This window comes from Streptomyces sp. NPDC050508, assembly GCF_040655155.1.
Lineage (GTDB): Bacteria > Actinomycetota > Actinomycetes > Streptomycetales > Streptomycetaceae > Streptomyces.
Genome location: NZ_JBFAJJ010000002.1, coordinates 257,716 through 273,202, shown reverse-complemented (window position 1 = coordinate 273,202; position 15,487 = coordinate 257,716). Strand labels below are relative to the sequence as shown.

Here is a 15,487-nt window from a genome sequence, read left to right as displayed (position 1 = left end):
CGCCGCGCGCTCGCCGTCACGAGGGACCGCTCTCCCGGATACGGGGTGTAGCCCGCTACACCCCTTCCCCTACGACAACGGCGCCCCGCGCCCTCCGGAGAGGGTGCGGGGCGCCGTCGTAGCGGACTGGCTGGTTGTTACTTCACGGGCTGCGGCTCCGGGGCGTTCTCCGACTCCGACTCGCCCGCCGGGGGCTCGTCGTCGGCCGGTGTCCTGACCGAGTCCAGGAGGAGTTGGGCCACGTCGACGACCTGGATGGACTCCTTGGCCTTGCCGTCGTTCTTCTTGCCGTTGACCGAGTCGGTGAGCATGACCAGGCAGAAGGGGCAGGCCGTGGACACGATGTCCGGGTTCAGGGAGAGGGCCTCGTCCACGCGCTCGTTGTTGATGCGCTTGCCGATGCGCTCTTCCATCCACATCCGCGCACCGCCGGCGCCGCAGCAGAAGCCGCGTTCCTTGTGGCGGTGCATCTCCTCGTTGCGGAGGCCCGGGACGCTGGCGATGATCTCGCGCGGGGGCGTGTAGATCTTGTTGTGGCGGCCCAGGTAGCACGGGTCGTGGTAGGTGATGATGCCCTCGACCGGCGTCACCGGGATCAACTTGCCCTCGTCGACCAGGTGTTGGAGCAGCTGGGTGTGGTGGATGACCTCGTAGTCGCCGCCGAGCTGCGGGTACTCGTTGCCGATGGTGTTCAGGCAGTGCGGGCACGTCGCGACGATCTTCTTCGCCGACTTCGGCTTCGCGGACTCCGCTACGACCTTGCCGTCGTCGTCCAGTTCCTCGCCGAACGCCATGTTCAGGGCCATGACGTTCTCCATGCCGAGTTCCTGGAACAGGGGCTCGTTGCCGAGCCTCCGCGCCGAGTCACCCGTGCACTTCTCGTCGCCGCCCATGATCGCGAACTTGACGCCCGCGATGTGGAGGAGTTCCGCGAAGGCCTTCGTCGTCTTCTTGGCGCGGTCTTCCAGCGCGCCCGCGCAGCCGACCCAGTACAGGTACTCGACCTCGGTGAGGTCCTCGATGTCCTGGCCGACGACCGGGACCTCGAACTCGACCTCCTTGAGCCACTCCAGGCGCTGCTTCTTGGCGAGCCCCCAGGGGTTGCCCTTCTTCTCCAGGTTCTTGAGCATCGTCCCGGCCTCGGACGGGAACGCGCTCTCGATCATCACCTGGTAGCGGCGCATGTCGACGATGTGGTCGACGTGCTCGATGTCCACCGGGCACTGCTCGACGCAGGCGCCGCAGGTGGTGCAGGACCACAGGACGTCCGGGTCGATGACGCCGTTTTCTTCGAGAGTGCCGATCAGGGGGCGCTCGGCCTCGGCGAGGGCCGCGGCGGGGACGCCTGCGAGCTGCTCCTCCGTCGCCTTCTCCTCGCCCTCCATCGACTTGCCGCCACCCGCCAGCAGGTACGGGGCCTTGGCGTGCGCGTGGTCGCGGAGGGACATGATCAGCAGCTTCGGGGAGAGCGGCTTGCCCGTGTTCCAGGCGGGGCACTGCGACTGGCAGCGGCCGCACTCGGTGCACGTGGAGAAGTCCAGCAGACCCTTCCAGGAGAACTGCTCGACCTGCGATACGCCGAAGACGTCGTCGTCGCCCGGGTCGGTGAAGTCGATCGGCTTGCCGCCCGACGTCATCGGGAGCAGGGCACCGAGGGAGGTCTCGCCGGTCGCGTTGCGCTTGAACCAGATGTTCGGGAACGCCAGGAAGCGGTGCCAGGCGACGCCCATGTCCGTCTTCAGGGCGACCGTGATCATCCAGATGAAGGAGGCCGCGATCTTCACGCCCGCGAAGAGGTACGTGAGGTTCTGGAGTGTTGAGACGTCCAGGTGGCGCAGGGCCGAGACCACGGGGTACGAGATGAAGAAGGACGCCTCGTAGCTGTCGACGTGGTGCTGGGCGCCCTCAAGCGCGTGCAGCATGAAGATGCAGACGCCGACGATGAGGATGACGGCCTCGACGAAGTACGCCTGGCCGAAGTTGGAGCCGGCGAAGCGGGACTTGCGGCCCGGCTTGTTCGGCTTGCTCAGCTGGCGGATCACGATCAGGGCGAGGATGCCGAGCACGGTCATCGTGCCGATGAACTCGACGAAGACGTTGTACGGCGCCCATTCGCCGATGACCGGCAGCAGCCAGTCGGCCTTGAAGAGCTGGCCGATGGCGTTCACGATCGTCAGCAGCAGTGAGAAGAAGCCCACCGCCACGAACCAGTGCGCGACTCCGACGACGCCCCAGCGGTTCATCCTCGTGTGGCCGAGGAACTCCTTGGCCACGGTGACGGTGCGCTGGACGGGCTCGTCGGTGCGGGTGCCCGCGGGCACGTTCTGGCCGAGTCGCATGAAGGTGTAGATCTGCAGGACGGCGCGGGCGAACAGCGCCACACCGACCACGATCAGAACCAGCGACACGATGATCGCGGCGAGTTGCATTTCAGGGCTCCTCGGGCCTGCGAGGGGTCATGGCATTACCACCCAGCACATTACTAAGCGGTAACTTAATCAGTCCGTCAGAGACTACCCCTATCTTCTGTCGCACTGTAGCCAGCCGTGCGGTGATCTATGTCGCTGAGGGTTGCCTAAAAAAGCCTGCTCCGAAGCCTGTGACGATCCGATCGTGTTATTCATACTGAATTGGTACATTTGCGGCTAACTTAACCCTGTGCTCTACGGGATCCTCGCCGCCACGACCGCCCTCCTCCTCTCCGCCCTCCTCGCCGCGCTGCTCCGGGTGCCCGCCCTCAAGGCCGGTGTCGTCGACCGGCGCCGACGGACGCGGCCGGTACCGCTGTTCGGGGGTCCGGCCGTCGTGGTCGCCGCGGGGCTGGTCACCTACGCCGGGGACTGGACCGGCGTCGCCCCCCTCGGTGACGGCGTCGGCGGACTCCTTGCTGCCGGATCGGCGGTGGCCGCGCTCGGGCTGGTCGCCGACGTGTGGCGGCTGAAGACCCGGTTCCTGGTCCTCGGTACGGCGGTGGCGGCGGCCTGTGTCGTGCCGTACGGCGAGATCGGGGTGCCCGGGGGGTTGTTGGCGGCGGTCTGGATCGTGTTCGTCGCCGGTGCCTTCAAGGGGCTCGATCACGCCGACGGGCTCGCGGGGACCGTGGGGGTGATCACCTCCTTCGGGGTCGGGGCCTGTGCCGCGATGGAAGTCATGGACGGGCTCGCGGTGTTGCTGAGTGTGCTGGCCGCCGCGCTCACCGGGTTCCTGATGCACAACTGGCATCCCGCGCGGATCGCGCTCGGCGCGTGCGGCTCGCTGTTCACCGGGTTCGTGCTCGCCTCGGCCGCCGTGGTCACGCAGGCCGGGCACGGGTTCGCGTCCAGCGCGGGGGTGTTGTTCGCGCTGACTGCGGTCGCCAGTGCCGACGCCGTCCTTGTGTTGCTGTCGCGGCGGCTGGCCGGGCGGGCGCTGCTGCGCGGCGGGCCGGACCATCTCGCCCACCGGCTGCGGAAGTTGGGGCTCACCCCGCAGGGCGCGGTGGTGCTCCTGGGGATCGCGGGGTTCTCCGGAGTGCTCATTGGGGTGCTCGTGCACAACGGGTGGGCGGGCGAATCCGCCGTCGCGTGGGTGGCGGGTGGGGCCCTGGTCGTCGTGTTCGGACTGCTTAAAGTCTCTGTCTACGGGGCGCGACGGGCCGTATCGTCGCAGGTCGGGGCGCAGTTGCGTGTAAGGAACGGATAAGAGTTGAGCCTGCTCGACTCAGCTCTGTTGACCCAGCGGTGAGTGTCGTGCACACTTGAGTCCGTTCCACTCAAGTCATTGCTGGAGGAATCAACCATGGCACGTGCGGTCGGCATCGACCTGGGCACGACTAACTCCGTCGTCAGCGTTCTTGAAGGCGGCGAGCCCACCGTCATCACCAACGCAGAGGGCGCCAGGACCACGCCGTCCGTCGTCGCCTTCGCCAAGAACGGCGAGGTGCTCGTCGGAGAGGTGGCCAAGCGCCAGGCGGTCACGAACGTTGACCGGACCATCCGTTCCGTGAAGCGCCACATGGGCACGGACTGGAAGATCGAGCTGGACGGCAAGAGCTTCAACCCGCAGCAGATGAGCGCCTTCATCCTGCAGAAGCTGAAGCGCGACGCCGAGGCCTACCTGGGCGAGAAGGTGGCCGACGCGGTCATCACCGTCCCGGCGTACTTCAACGACTCCGAGCGCCAGGCGACGAAGGAGGCCGGCGAGATCGCGGGCCTGAACGTCCTGCGCATCGTGAACGAGCCGACCGCCGCGGCGCTGGCGTACGGCCTCGACAAGGACGACCAGACGATCCTCGTCTTCGACCTCGGTGGCGGCACCTTCGACGTGTCCCTCCTGGAGATCGGCGACGGCGTCGTCGAGGTGAAGGCCACGAACGGCGACAACCACCTCGGCGGTGACGACTGGGACCAGCGGGTCGTCGACTACCTGGTGAAGCAGTTCGCGTCCGGCCACGGTGTGGACCTGGGCAAGGACAAGATGGCCCTGCAGCGTCTCCGTGAGGCTGCCGAGAAGGCCAAGATCGAGCTGTCCAGCTCCACCGAGACCTCGATCAACCTGCCCTACATCACGGCGTCCGCCGAGGGCCCGCTGCACCTGGACGAGAAGCTCACCCGCGCCCAGTTCCAGCAGCTGACGGCCGACCTGCTGGAGCGCTGCAAGACGCCGTTCCACAACGTCATCAAGGACGCCGGCATCTCCATCAACGAGATCGACCACGTCGTCCTCGTCGGTGGCTCCACCCGTATGCCGGCCGTCGCGGAGATCGTGCGCGAGCTGACCGGTGGCAAGGACGCCAACAAGGGCGTCAACCCGGACGAGGTCGTCGCCATCGGCGCGTCCCTCCAGGCCGGTGTCCTCAAGGGTGAGGTCAAGGACGTCCTGCTCCTCGACGTGACCCCGCTGTCCCTCGGTATCGAGACCAAGGGAGGGATCATGACCAAGCTCATCGAGCGCAACACCACGATCCCGACCAAGCGGTCCGAGATCTTCACCACCGCCGAGGACAACCAGCCCTCCGTGCAGATCCAGGTCTACCAGGGCGAGCGCGAGATCGCGGCGTACAACAAGAAGCTCGGGATGTTCGAGCTGACCGGTCTGCCGCCGGCCCCGCGCGGTGTCCCGCAGATCGAGGTCTCCTTCGACATCGACGCCAACGGCATCATGCATGTCACGGCCAAGGACCTCGGCACCGGCAAGGAGCAGAAGATGACCGTCACCGGCGGCTCCTCGCTGCCGAAGGACGAGGTCGACCGCATGCGCCAGGAGGCCGAGCAGTACGCGGACGAGGACCACCGCCGCCGCGAGGCCGCCGAGTCCCGCAACCAGGGCGAGCAGCTCGTCTACCAGACGGAGAAGTTCCTCAAGGACAACGAGGACAAGGTCCCCGGCGACGTCAAGACCGAGGTCGAGGCCGCCGTCGAGGAGCTGAAGGCCGCGCTCAAGGGCGAGGACACCGCCGAGATCCGTACGGCCACCGAGAAGGTCGCCGCGGTCTCGCAGAAGGTCGGTCAGGCCATGTACGCCGACGCCCAGGCCACGCAGGCCGCCGCCGGCGACGCCCCGGGTGCCGAGGCGCCCAAGGCGGACGACGACGTGGTGGACGCCGAGATCGTGGACGACGAGCGCAAGGACGGTGCCGCGTGACGGAGGAGACCCCGGGCTTCGACGAGAAGCCCGATGTCCCTTCCGGCGCCACCCCCGACGACGCCGAGCCGCAGGCCGCCTCCCCCTCCGGTAGTGGGGAGGGGGCGGCCCCGGCAGGGGACGCAAGTGCACAGATCGCCGGTCTGACGGCCCAGCTGGACCAGGTGCGCAAGGCGCTCGAAGAGCGCACCGCGGACCTCCAGCGGCTCCAGGCCGAGTTCCAGAACTACCGCCGCCGGGTCGAGCGCGACCGGATCGCGGTCAAGGAGATCGCCGTGGCGAACCTCCTGACCGAGCTGATGCCCACGCTCGACAACATCAACCGCGCGCGGGAACACGGTGAACTCGTCGGCGGTTTCAAGTCGGTGGCGGAGTCGCTGGAGACCGCCGCGGCGAAGATGGGACTGCAGCAGTTCGGCAAGGAGGGCGAGCCCTTCGACCCGACGATCCACGAGGCCCTCATGCACTCGTACGCGCCGGACGTCACCGAGACGACCTGCGTGGCGATCCTGCAGCCGGGGTATCGCATCGGCGAGCGCACCATCCGCCCCGCGCGGGTGGCCGTCGCCGAGCCGCAGCCCGGTGCCACGGGGACCGGTAAGGCGGAGGACGAGTCCGAGGCCGGCGACGAGAAGGACAACGGCCCTGAAGAGGGCTGACGCAGCTGACGTAGCCGACGTATCGAGCGGACAGAAGGAGGGACGTCGAGGATGAGCACCAAGGACTTCATCGAGAAGGACTACTACAAGGTCCTCGGCGTCCCCAAGGACGCCACCGAGGCCGAGATCAAGAAGGCGTACCGGAAGCTCGCCCGCGAGTTCCACCCGGACGCCAACAAGGGCAACGCCAAGGCCGAGGAGCGCTTCAAGGAGATCTCCGAGGCCAACGACATCCTCGGTGACCCCAAGAAGCGCAAGGAGTACGACGAGGCCCGCTCCCTCTTCGGCAACGGCGGTTACCGCCCGGGGCCGGGCGGCGCGGGCGGCGGCAACTTCAACTTCGACCTGGGCGACCTCTTCGGAGGCGGCGCGCAGGGCGGCGGCACCGCGGGTTCCGGCGGCTTCGGCGGCGGGATCGGCGACGTGTTCGGCGGCCTGTTCAACCGCGGCGGCACGGGCACGACCCGTACGCAGCCGAGGCGCGGCCAGGACATCGAGTCCGAGGTCACGCTCAGCTTCACGGAGGCCATCGAAGGGGCCACGGTCCCGCTGCGGATGTCCTCCCAGCAGCCCTGCAAGGCCTGTTCGGGCACCGGCGACAAGAACGGCACACCGCGCGTGTGCCCGACCTGCGTCGGCACCGGCCAGGTCGCGCGCGGCTCCGGGGGCGGTTTCTCGCTCACGGACCCGTGCCCGGACTGCAAGGGCCGCGGCCTGATCGCCGAGCACCCGTGCATGGACTGCAAGGGCAGCGGGCGCGCCAAGTCCTCGCGGACCATGCAGGTCCGTATCCCCGCGGGGGTCACGGACGGCCAGCGCATCCGGCTGCGCGGCAAGGGCGCACCGGGTGAACGGGGCGGTCCCTCAGGGGACTTGTACGTCATGGTGCACGTCGACGCGCACCCCGTGTTCGGCCGCAAGGAGGACAACCTCACGGTGACGGTCCCGGTGACGTTCGCCGAGGCGGCACTCGGCGGCGAGGTCAGGGTGCCCACCCTGGGCGGGCCCCCGGTGACGCTGAAGCTGCCGCCGGGCACGCCCAACGGCCGGACGATGCGGGCCCGCGGCAAGGGCGCGGTCCGCAAGGACGGCACCCGGGGCGACCTCCTCGTGACGGTCGAGGTGAGTGTCCCGAAGGACGTCACGGGGAATGCTCGTGACGCACTGGAGGCGTATCGAGAGGCGACCGCGGGCGAGGACCCGCGGGCGGAGCTGTTCCAGGCCGCGAAGGGAGCATGACGAGATGGACGGCCGTCGACGCAACCCGTACGAGCTGACCGAGGAGACCCCGGTCTACGTCATCTCGGTGGCGGCCCAGCTCTCCGGCCTGCACCCGCAGACGCTGCGCCAGTACGACCGCCTCGGCCTGGTCTCCCCGGACCGCACGGCCGGACGCGGTCGGCGCTACTCGGCCCGCGACATCGAACTGCTGCGCACCGTCCAGCAGTTGTCGCAGACCGAGGGCATCAACCTGGCCGGCATCAAGCGCATCATCGAGCTGGAGAACCAGGTCGTCGCGCTCCAGCAGCGCGTCGCGGAACTCCAGTCGGCGGTCGAGGGCGCGGCGGCGGCGATGCAGCAGCGCGAGGCCGCGGTGCACGCGTCGTACCGGCGCGACCTGGTGCCGTACCAGGAGGTCCAGCAGACCAGCGCGCTGGTGGTGTGGCGGCCGAAGCGGCAGCAGTCCTCGGACTGACGTCCACTCACCCGTCGAAGGGGCCCGGAGACCGATGTCTCCGGGCCCCTTCGTGTGCTCGGGCCGAGGGGGTCGCCGACACCTGGCCGTTGATGATCACCAGTTGTGAAGAAGGGAGTTGGTTGTGATGAACTTTGCCCGATCATGAACTCCCGTTGAGTGGAGGGTCCGTAAAGAGCGTTTGGATGGGATTTTGCAACCTCTCCACACTCCAAACGGAACGTGGCGTTGCCATCTCGTTAAGTAGTTCCGCTTGACGCCGGTGGTCGCATCCGCGTTGGCTTTTCAGTCACCTGGGTTGCAATGCTGCACCCGCGTCCGCACGGCACCAGAAGTGAGCACCCAATGCGTCGTATCGCCATATCCGTGGCCGCGTCCTCGCTGGCCCTCCCCCTGGCCGCCTGTGGCGTGCTCAGCTCGACGGGGAGCAGCACGGACGCAACTCCGGCGAAGGGCAACGACATCACGGTGGGCGTCCTGATGCCGGAGAAGACGAACACGCGGTACGCGGAGTTCGACTACCCGATCATGAAGGCGAAGATCTCGGAACTCACCTCGAACAAGGGCAAGGCCGAGTACCAGAACGCCGGCGGCGTCGCGGCCGTGCAGGACAAGCAGATGCAGGCGATGATCAACGAGAAGGTCGACATCATCGTGCTCGACGCCGTCGACTCGCACCTCATCCTGCCCATGGTGAAGAAGGCCAAGGCCGCCGGCATCCCGGTCATCGCCTACGACCGCCTGGCCGAGGGGCCGATCGACGCGTACGTCTCCTTCGACGGTGAACTGGTCGGCGAGGTGCAGGGCCGCTCCCTGGTCGAGGCGCTGGGCAGCAACGCGGACACCTCCGACAAGGTCGTCATGATCAACGGCTCGCCGACCGACCCCAACGCCGGGGTGTTCAAGGCGGGGGCGCTGTCCGAGCTGCAGGGCAAGGTGACGGTCGCCGCGAGCTACAACACCAAGGCCTGGGACCCGGACGTGGCCCAGAAGGAGATGACCGAGGCGATCGGCAAGCTCGGCAAGAACAACATCGCCGCGGTGTACTCCGCCAACGACGCCATGGCCGGCGGCATCATCAAGGCCCTGAAGGATTCGGGCCTGACGAAGATCCCGCCGGTCACCGGCCAGGACGCCGAACTCACCGCCGTGCAGCGGATCGTCACCGGCGAGCAGTACATGAGCGTCTACAAGCCGTACCCCGACCTGGCCGAGGCCGCCGCGAAGATCGCGGTCGCCAGGGTCCAGGGCAAGGACATCGAGTTCGACGCCCTCACCCGGGACACGGTCGACAGCCCCAGCAACAAGAAGATCCCCGCCCAGCTGGTGTCCGTGGTCGCGCTGACGAAGGACAACATCAAGTCGACGGTGGTCGCGGACGGGATCTACAAGATCTCCGACATCTGCACGGCGGACTACAAGTCGGCGTGCTCGGCGATCGGGCTGAAGTAGGTCGGCTGACGCCGTCGCTGCCCGCCTACGCGACTCCGGCCGCGGATACCTCGCGGGATCTCAGCCGCGGGACTTGAGGTGCCGCAGCAGGGCGGCGAGGCCCTCGGGGGCGGTAGCCAGGATGACGTCCGGGGTGTCGCTCTCGCGGAGGCGGATCGTTTTGTCGGGGGCGGTGGCGACGTAGAGGCAGTTCTGGTCGGGGGCTCCGCTGAACGAGGACTTCTGCCAGTGCGGTTCGGACATGCGGGCCTCCTAGAGCGTGTAGAGCAGGTGCTGGATGAGGGAAAGGGAGTCCTTCACCGAGTGTGCTTCGGGGGCCAACGATACGTCGACGGGATCAAGGGCGTTGTCGGCGAGCCGGGCGAACAGCGAGCTGTACTGCTCCAGTTGTGCCGGCTCGCGCAGGTAGTCGGTGCCCGTCGCGCGGTCCAGGACCACGGTGCCGAGCCGCGACGTGCGGGGGACGGCATGGACGAAGTTCCCGCTGAGTGCTGCGTACGCCTGCGCGCTGAACGGATAGATCTGGATGGTCACGTGCGGGAAGCGGGCCAACTCGATGAGCCGCACCAGCTGTTCGCGTACGACCTGGGCGCTGCCGAACCTCATGTGCAGCGCCGCCTCGTGGATCACGGCATGGACGGAGGGCGGGTTCCTGTCGGTCAGGATGCTCTGCCGTTCCGTGCGGAACCTCACGGCTTCGTCGATGTTCCCGAAGCCCAGCCCGGGGCTGTTGAAGATGGCCTGTGCGTAGTCCGCGGTCTGGAAGATCCCGGGGATGAACAGGGACTCGTGCACCCGTAGGGCCACAGCCTGGGCTTCCAGTTCGGCGAGGTTGAGGCCGCCGGAGCCCAGATGCTTCTTGTATGCGCTCCACCATCCCTTGCCGGTCGCCTCGGACATGGACACCAGCGCGTCAATGTAGGGCTTGTCTGTGCAACCGTATGTCTGGCACAGCTCCAGGAGTCGCTCAGTCAGGATCGATGTACGGCCCAGCTCGATGTGGCTGAGCTGGGCGCGGCTCATGCCGATCCGCTGGCCTGCTTCAGCTGCGTTCAACCCCGCTTGTTCGCGCAGTTGTTTGAGCTCAAAGCCCAGGCGGTGCTGACGTTCGCTGATGGTGGTGCGTAGTCCCACGGTTACTCCTTGGCGGCTTCCTCGAAGTCTGCACTGCGCGGGGTGGTTGGTCCATCGACTTCTGCGAACGGGTTGAGATGTATAACCCTCTACCTCTACGGTGAGTGCGGGTTCGGTTACACACCGAGTCCACTCAACTCCCCCTGCCCATAAGCCGACAGAGCACCCGTGCCCCGCGGGCGACGCCATCGCCGGGCCCAGCCCCTCGCCCCAAGGAGCCGCTCCCCATGGACCCAGCGCGCCGAGCCCTTCACCGCCCCACCCAACTCACCCACGACTACAGCCTCTTCGCCCCCGCCGACGCCACCGCACCCCGCGTCTGCCGGGACTTCGTACGCGCCGTCCTCTTCACCCACGACCGGGAACCCCTCGTCATGCCGGCGGCCCTGTGCACCTCGGAACTCGTCACCAACGTCCACCTGCACACGAAGGGTTCCGCGATGATCCGCCTCCGGCTCGGTCCGGCCCGGCTCCGCGTCAGCGTCTTCGACGAGAGCCCGGACCCGCCTGTTGTCACGCACCCGGCGGCTGGGGCGATCACCTGTTGGGGGAGGGGGCTCGCCCTCGTCGAGGAGATGGCGGACACGTGGGGCGTCGCGGGCGAGAGGGCGGGGCGGTTCGCGAAGGGGGTGTGGTTCGAGCTGGGAGAGGGCGGTGGATCGATCCGCCTTCGCTCGAACGGGTGAACCAGGGATAGGTCCCCTGGCCGACTGTCATGCCGTACCTATCGTGATCGCGTCGCTTGTGCCCCATGGGAAGCCAAGCCCACACGTGAGGAGGTCTGCCGCCATGAACCCCGAACTGGACGAGGTCGTATGGCAGGCATGGAAGGCCATGGAACTCCCCGAGGGCTACCGCGCTGAGATCGTCGAGGGAGTCATCGAGGTGTCGCCCACCGGCCGCCTTCCGCATGCCCGGGTTGTCAACCGTCTGCGTAGCGCCCTGGAGGTCCTTCTTCGCGACAGTGAGCACGGAGCCTGGAACAGCATGGACGTGATCCACGCACGCAGGGCGTGGGTTCCGGACGGGTTCGTAGCTCCTCGGGACGTGGAACCGGCCGAGACGGAGGACGACCTCGGCATCAAGGCTTCTGCGGTTCAGGTGGTCGTCGAAGTGGTCTCCCCCGGCAAGACCAACCAGGACCGCGACCGCATCCGCAAGCGCCGCGAGTACGCCCGCGCCGCCATCCCCGCCTATGTCCTCATCGACGACTACGACGGTCAAGGCGCCGTAACCCTCTTCACCGGCCCTCGCCCCGACAAGGCCGACTGGGAGGACATCCACCGCGTCCCCTACGGCACCGACGTCACCATCCCCGAAGGCCCCGCCAAGGGATTCGTGGTCGGGGAAGCGATCACGGGCCCGAAGCGGGGCTGAACGGCGAGAAGTTCACGCCACCCGCGTGAACTCCACCGTCACCTCCGGCGGCCCGCCGGCCACGCCCCGGTAGATGCCCTTGTGCGGGGTCACGTCGTCGTAGTCCCGCCCCCGCCCCACCACCACATGGGACTCGTCGGGCCGGGTCCGGTTCGTGGGGTCGTAGCCGCACCAGTCGCCCGCCCAGTACTCGACCCAGGCGTGGCTCTGGCCGGCCACCGGGCGGTGCAGCTCCGCCTCGCGCTCGGGGTGGAGGTAGCCGGAGACGTAGCGCGTGGGCAGGCCCAGGCCGCGCAGCAGGGCGATGGTCACGTGGGCGATGTCCTGGCAGACTCCGGCGCCCTGTTCCCAGGCCTCGGCCGCGGAGGTGTTCACGCCGGTGACGCCGGGCAGGTAGGACACCCGGTCGGCGACCAGAGCGGAGACCGCCACCGCCGTTTCGTGCGGGTCGAGGCCGACCGCCGCCTTGCGCGCCTTCTTCAGGAGCTTGGGTGGGACCGTCGTACGGACCGTGGGGCCGGTGAACTCCAACAGGCGGGAGTTCGTGGTCCGTTCGGTCACCTCCTGCCAGGTGGGGGAGGGGCCGAGCAGCTCCGGCGGGGACGTCTCGACCAGGCTCGACGCGGTGATCGTGAGGTCCGCGTGCGGGTCCATCAGGTCGAAGCCGGTGACCTGGGTGCCCCAGTAGTCCCAGTACGACCAGGTGGGGGTCGTGGGGTTCACGGTCACCCGCGCGTCCAGTGTCGTCTGGCCGGGGAGCGTGAGCGGGGTCATCCGCACCTCGTTGTGGGAGGAGACGGCCGCCTGGGCGTACGACACGCGGGTGGTGTGGCGGATGCGAAGCCTACGGGTCATCTCAGGCTCCTTCCTGGGCCCACTCGACGGGCCCCTGGTACGGGAAGAACAACTCCGCGACCGCCTCCGCCGAGTCCATGCAGGCGTGCTGCAAGTCCTTGAGGAGGGCGGGCAGTTGCTCTTCCAAGGCGTGCGAGTCCAGGTATTCGAGACGGGTGCGGAGGCGGCCGATGGGGCGGCGGGCGGGGTCCTGGCGTTGGCGGCCGAGCGCCGTGAGGCACTCCTCGGCCGTCGTCAGCGCGTGCAGCGCCGAACGCGGGAAGTCCCGGTCCAGGAGGAGGAATTCGGCCACACGAGGGGTGTCGCCGAAACCGCCGTACACCCGCGCGTACGCCTCGTCGGCGCCGCTCGCGCTGAGCAGCGTCGGCCAGTCGGGCGCGTGCGCCGCGTCCAACACCCGTACCGACAGCAGCCGTACGGTCATGTCCACCCGCTCAAGGCTGCGGCCCAGGACGACGAAACGCCAGCTGTCGTCGCGGCTCATCGTGGAGTCGGCGAGGCCGAAGAACAACGCGGCGCGTCTGCGCACGAGTTCGAGATAGGCGTAGGGGCCCGTACGGCGGGCCGCGAGGCGTTGGTCGGCCAGGGCGTGCCAGGTGGAGTTGAGGCACTCCCACATCTCCGAGGAGACGGCTTCCCGGGCGCTGCGCGCGTTGAGGCGGGCGGCGCCGAGCGCGCCCTCGATGGAACACGTGGAGCGGGCGTCGAAGGCGAGCTGGTCCAACACCTGCTGCATGTCGACGCGTTGGCCGCCCGCGTCGACCCCGAGGATCGCGTACAGCGACCGGCAGGCCGCGTCCTCGTCGCGCCAGGGGTCCTCCAGCAGGCGGTGCAGATAGGCGTCGAGGATGCGCCCGGTGGCGTCCGCGCGCTCGACGTAACGGCCCGTCCACGTCAGGGCCTCGGCTATCCGGGAGAGGATCACGTCGTTCACTGCTGCTGCGCCCCTTCCTGTACGACCGTGGGGTTGCCGTCGGGGCCGAGCTGGCGGGGTGCCACCTCGGGCAGTCGACCCTCCGGGAAGAGCGACGCGGGCTGTTCGGTGGGGCCCTCCGCGAGCACCCAGGTGTCCTTGGAGCCGCCGCCCTGGCTGGAGTTGACGATCAGGTTGCCCTCCTGGAGGGCGACGCGGGTGAGGCCGCCGGGCAGCACCCAGACGTCGGTGCCGTCGTTCACGGCGAACGGGCGCAGGTCGATGTGGCGCGGTGCCATGCGTTCACCCGCGAGGGTGGGGGAGGTGGACAGGGCGACGGGGCGCTGGGCGATCCAGCCGCGCGGGTCGGCGGCGACGGCTTTGCGAGTGCGTTCGAGTGTCTTCGCGTCGGCCTTGGGCCCGATGACGATGCCCTGGCCGCCCGCGCCGTCCACCGGCTTCACGACCAGCTGGTCGATCTGGTCGAGGACCGCCTCCAACTGGCCGGGTTCGTCGGGCCGGTAGGACTCCACGTTGGGGAGAATCGGTTCCTCGGAGAGGTAGTAGCGGATGAGGTCGGGGACGTAGGTGTAGAGGAGCTTGTCGTCGGCGATCCCGTTGCCGACCGCGTTCGCGAGTGTGACGTTCCCGGCCTGGGCGGCGTTCATGATGCCCGGGCAGCCGATCACCGAGTCGGGGCGGAAGTGCAGCGGGTCGAGGAAGTCGTCGTCGAGGCGCCGGTATACGACATGGACGGGCACCTCGCCGCGCGTGGTCCGCATCCACACCCGGTTGTTGCGGCACGTCAGGTCGTGCCCCACCACCAGCTGCACGCCCATCAGCCGGGCGAGCAGGGCGTGTTCGAAGTAGGCGGCGTTCCCCGGCCCCGGGGTGAGGACCACGACCCGGGGGTCCTGTGTCCCGGCGGGCGCGGCGGCGCGCAGGGCGGCCAGCAGCCGCCCCGCGTACCCGTCGACGGGGACCACGTGCTGCTCGGCGAAGAGGGAGGGGAAGATCCGCGTCATGGCTCTGCGGTTCTCGATGACGTACGACACCCCGCTGGGGACCCGCACGTTGTCCTCCAGCACCCGCAGGTCCCCGGCCTCGTCCCGGACGAGGTCGATGCCGGCGACGTGGATGCGTACTCCGCCCGGTGGCTCGACCCCTTGCGCGGCCCGATGGAAATGAGCCGAGTTGAGGAGCAGCCGCCAGGGCACGACACCGTCCTCGAAGGCACGGCAGTGCGAGTAGGCGTCGGAGAGATAGGCCTCAAGGGCCCGCACTCTCTGTGCCACCCCGCGCTGGATGAGGTCCCACTCCAGCGCGTCGATGATCCTCGGCACCAGGTCCAGGGGCCAGGGCCGTTCCTCGCCCGCGAAGGCGTAGGTCACCCCACGGTCGGTGAACGCGCGGGCCATCTGGTCCGCGCGGAAGCGCAGTTCACTCGGCTCGATGGGCTGGAGTGCCGCCAGTACCGGCTCGTAGGCGGTTCTGACCTCACCCGGCCGCACAAACATCTCGTCCCACGCATCGGCCAATGCGTATGCGTCAAATATGTCCGCCATGAGGGGACGTTAGAGGCGGTACGTAACACGGCGATCTCTGAGTGATTTCCGGCAGCTCACGCGGAAAGTGATACGACGCCGGACTCGGCGTCCGTGGTCCGGCACCCCCCAGCTTGTTGCAAGGGGAGGCGCGGAGGCCGGGAGATAGTGGATGATATCGGTGGTTTTCGGGGCTCGTTCGAGCGGGAGCCGTGTTGCGGAGCAGGTCCGGTCC

14 protein-coding genes are annotated in these 15,487 nt (G+C 68.3%); 8 read left to right on the top strand and 6 right to left on the bottom strand.

Annotated elements, in window-relative coordinates:
• Nucleotides 1–137: 137 nt before the first annotated feature.
• Nucleotides 138–2,429, bottom strand: coding sequence for a (Fe-S)-binding protein (locus tag AB0I69_RS06350; protein WP_363094414.1), 2,292 nt, complete (start codon nucleotides 2,427–2,429; stop codon nucleotides 138–140).
• Nucleotides 2,430–2,658: 229 nt separating this feature from the next.
• Here AB0I69_RS06350 and AB0I69_RS06345 point away from each other — a divergent pair, with 229 nt between their 5' ends.
• From AB0I69_RS06345 to AB0I69_RS06320, 6 genes are all read left to right on the top strand, one after another.
• Entirely contained in the window at nucleotides 2,659–3,681 is a 1,023-nt protein-coding gene (locus AB0I69_RS06345) for an MraY family glycosyltransferase (protein ID WP_363094413.1), read from the top strand.
• Between the two features lie 96 nt (nucleotides 3,682–3,777).
• On the top strand, nucleotides 3,778–5,622 hold the full coding sequence (gene dnaK, locus AB0I69_RS06340; RefSeq protein WP_363094412.1) for a molecular chaperone DnaK: 1,845 nt from the start codon (nucleotides 3,778–3,780) through the stop codon (nucleotides 5,620–5,622).
• Nucleotides 5,619–6,281 carry a nucleotide exchange factor GrpE gene (grpE, locus tag AB0I69_RS06335; protein WP_363094411.1) on the top strand — a complete coding sequence of 221 codons (663 nt, stop codon included), beginning with the start codon at nucleotides 5,619–5,621 and terminating at the stop codon, nucleotides 6,279–6,281. The genes dnaK and grpE overlap by 4 nt, the downstream gene beginning before the upstream one ends.
• Nucleotides 6,282–6,332: 51 nt before the next feature.
• Nucleotides 6,333–7,520, top strand: a complete 1,188-nt coding sequence (gene dnaJ, locus AB0I69_RS06330; RefSeq protein ID WP_363094410.1) for a molecular chaperone DnaJ — start codon at nucleotides 6,333–6,335, stop codon at nucleotides 7,518–7,520.
• A 4-nt stretch (nucleotides 7,521–7,524) separates the two neighbouring features.
• Nucleotides 7,525–7,977 (top strand): helix-turn-helix domain-containing protein, encoded by a 453-nt coding sequence (locus AB0I69_RS06325; protein ID WP_363094409.1) that lies wholly within the window; start codon nucleotides 7,525–7,527, stop codon nucleotides 7,975–7,977.
• Nucleotides 7,978–8,322: 345 nt separating this feature from the next.
• Nucleotides 8,323–9,429 (top strand): substrate-binding domain-containing protein, encoded by a 1,107-nt coding sequence (locus tag AB0I69_RS06320; protein ID WP_363094408.1) that lies wholly within the window; start codon nucleotides 8,323–8,325, stop codon nucleotides 9,427–9,429.
• A gap of 60 nt (nucleotides 9,430–9,489) precedes the next feature.
• Here the strand turns inward: AB0I69_RS06320 and AB0I69_RS06315 are convergent, their stop codons facing one another.
• Both AB0I69_RS06315 and AB0I69_RS06310 read right to left on the bottom strand, forming a co-directional pair.
• A complete protein-coding gene (locus tag AB0I69_RS06315) occupies nucleotides 9,490–9,672 on the bottom strand; it encodes a DUF397 domain-containing protein (protein WP_363094407.1) in 183 nt (60 codons plus the stop codon).
• 9 nt (nucleotides 9,673–9,681) lie between these two features.
• Entirely contained in the window at nucleotides 9,682–10,563 is an 882-nt protein-coding gene (locus tag AB0I69_RS06310; protein WP_363094406.1) for a helix-turn-helix transcriptional regulator, read from the bottom strand.
• Nucleotides 10,564–10,790: 227 nt separating this feature from the next.
• On the opposite strand from AB0I69_RS06310, the gene AB0I69_RS06305 reads away from it, so the two are divergent.
• Together AB0I69_RS06305 and AB0I69_RS06300 are read left to right on the top strand one after the other, a co-directional pair.
• The gene (locus AB0I69_RS06305; RefSeq protein ID WP_363094405.1) at nucleotides 10,791–11,249 is read left to right on the top strand and encodes an ATP-binding protein; all 459 of its coding nucleotides are present in this window, start codon (nucleotides 10,791–10,793) and stop codon (nucleotides 11,247–11,249) included.
• Between the two features lie 103 nt (nucleotides 11,250–11,352).
• Entirely contained in the window at nucleotides 11,353–11,940 is a 588-nt protein-coding gene (locus AB0I69_RS06300; protein WP_363094404.1) for a Uma2 family endonuclease, read from the top strand.
• Nucleotides 11,941–11,952: 12 nt separating this feature from the next.
• Here the strand turns inward: AB0I69_RS06300 and AB0I69_RS06295 are convergent, their stop codons facing one another.
• The 3 genes from AB0I69_RS06295 to AB0I69_RS06285 are packed head-to-tail and all read right to left on the bottom strand — an operon-like array spanning nucleotide 11,953 to nucleotide 15,273.
• On the bottom strand, nucleotides 11,953–12,795 hold the full coding sequence (locus AB0I69_RS06295) for a transglutaminase family protein (protein WP_363094403.1): 843 nt from the start codon (nucleotides 12,793–12,795) through the stop codon (nucleotides 11,953–11,955).
• Between the two features lies 1 nt (nucleotide 12,796).
• Nucleotides 12,797–13,729, bottom strand: a complete 933-nt coding sequence (locus AB0I69_RS06290; protein ID WP_033284781.1) for an alpha-E domain-containing protein — start codon at nucleotides 13,727–13,729, stop codon at nucleotides 12,797–12,799.
• Nucleotides 13,726–15,273: a circularly permuted type 2 ATP-grasp protein gene (locus tag AB0I69_RS06285; protein WP_363094402.1), complete on the bottom strand. Its 1,548-nt coding sequence runs from the start codon at nucleotides 15,271–15,273 to the stop codon at nucleotides 13,726–13,728. Before AB0I69_RS06285 ends, AB0I69_RS06290 begins: the two co-directional genes overlap by 4 nt.
• Nucleotides 15,274–15,487 lie beyond the last annotated feature (214 nt).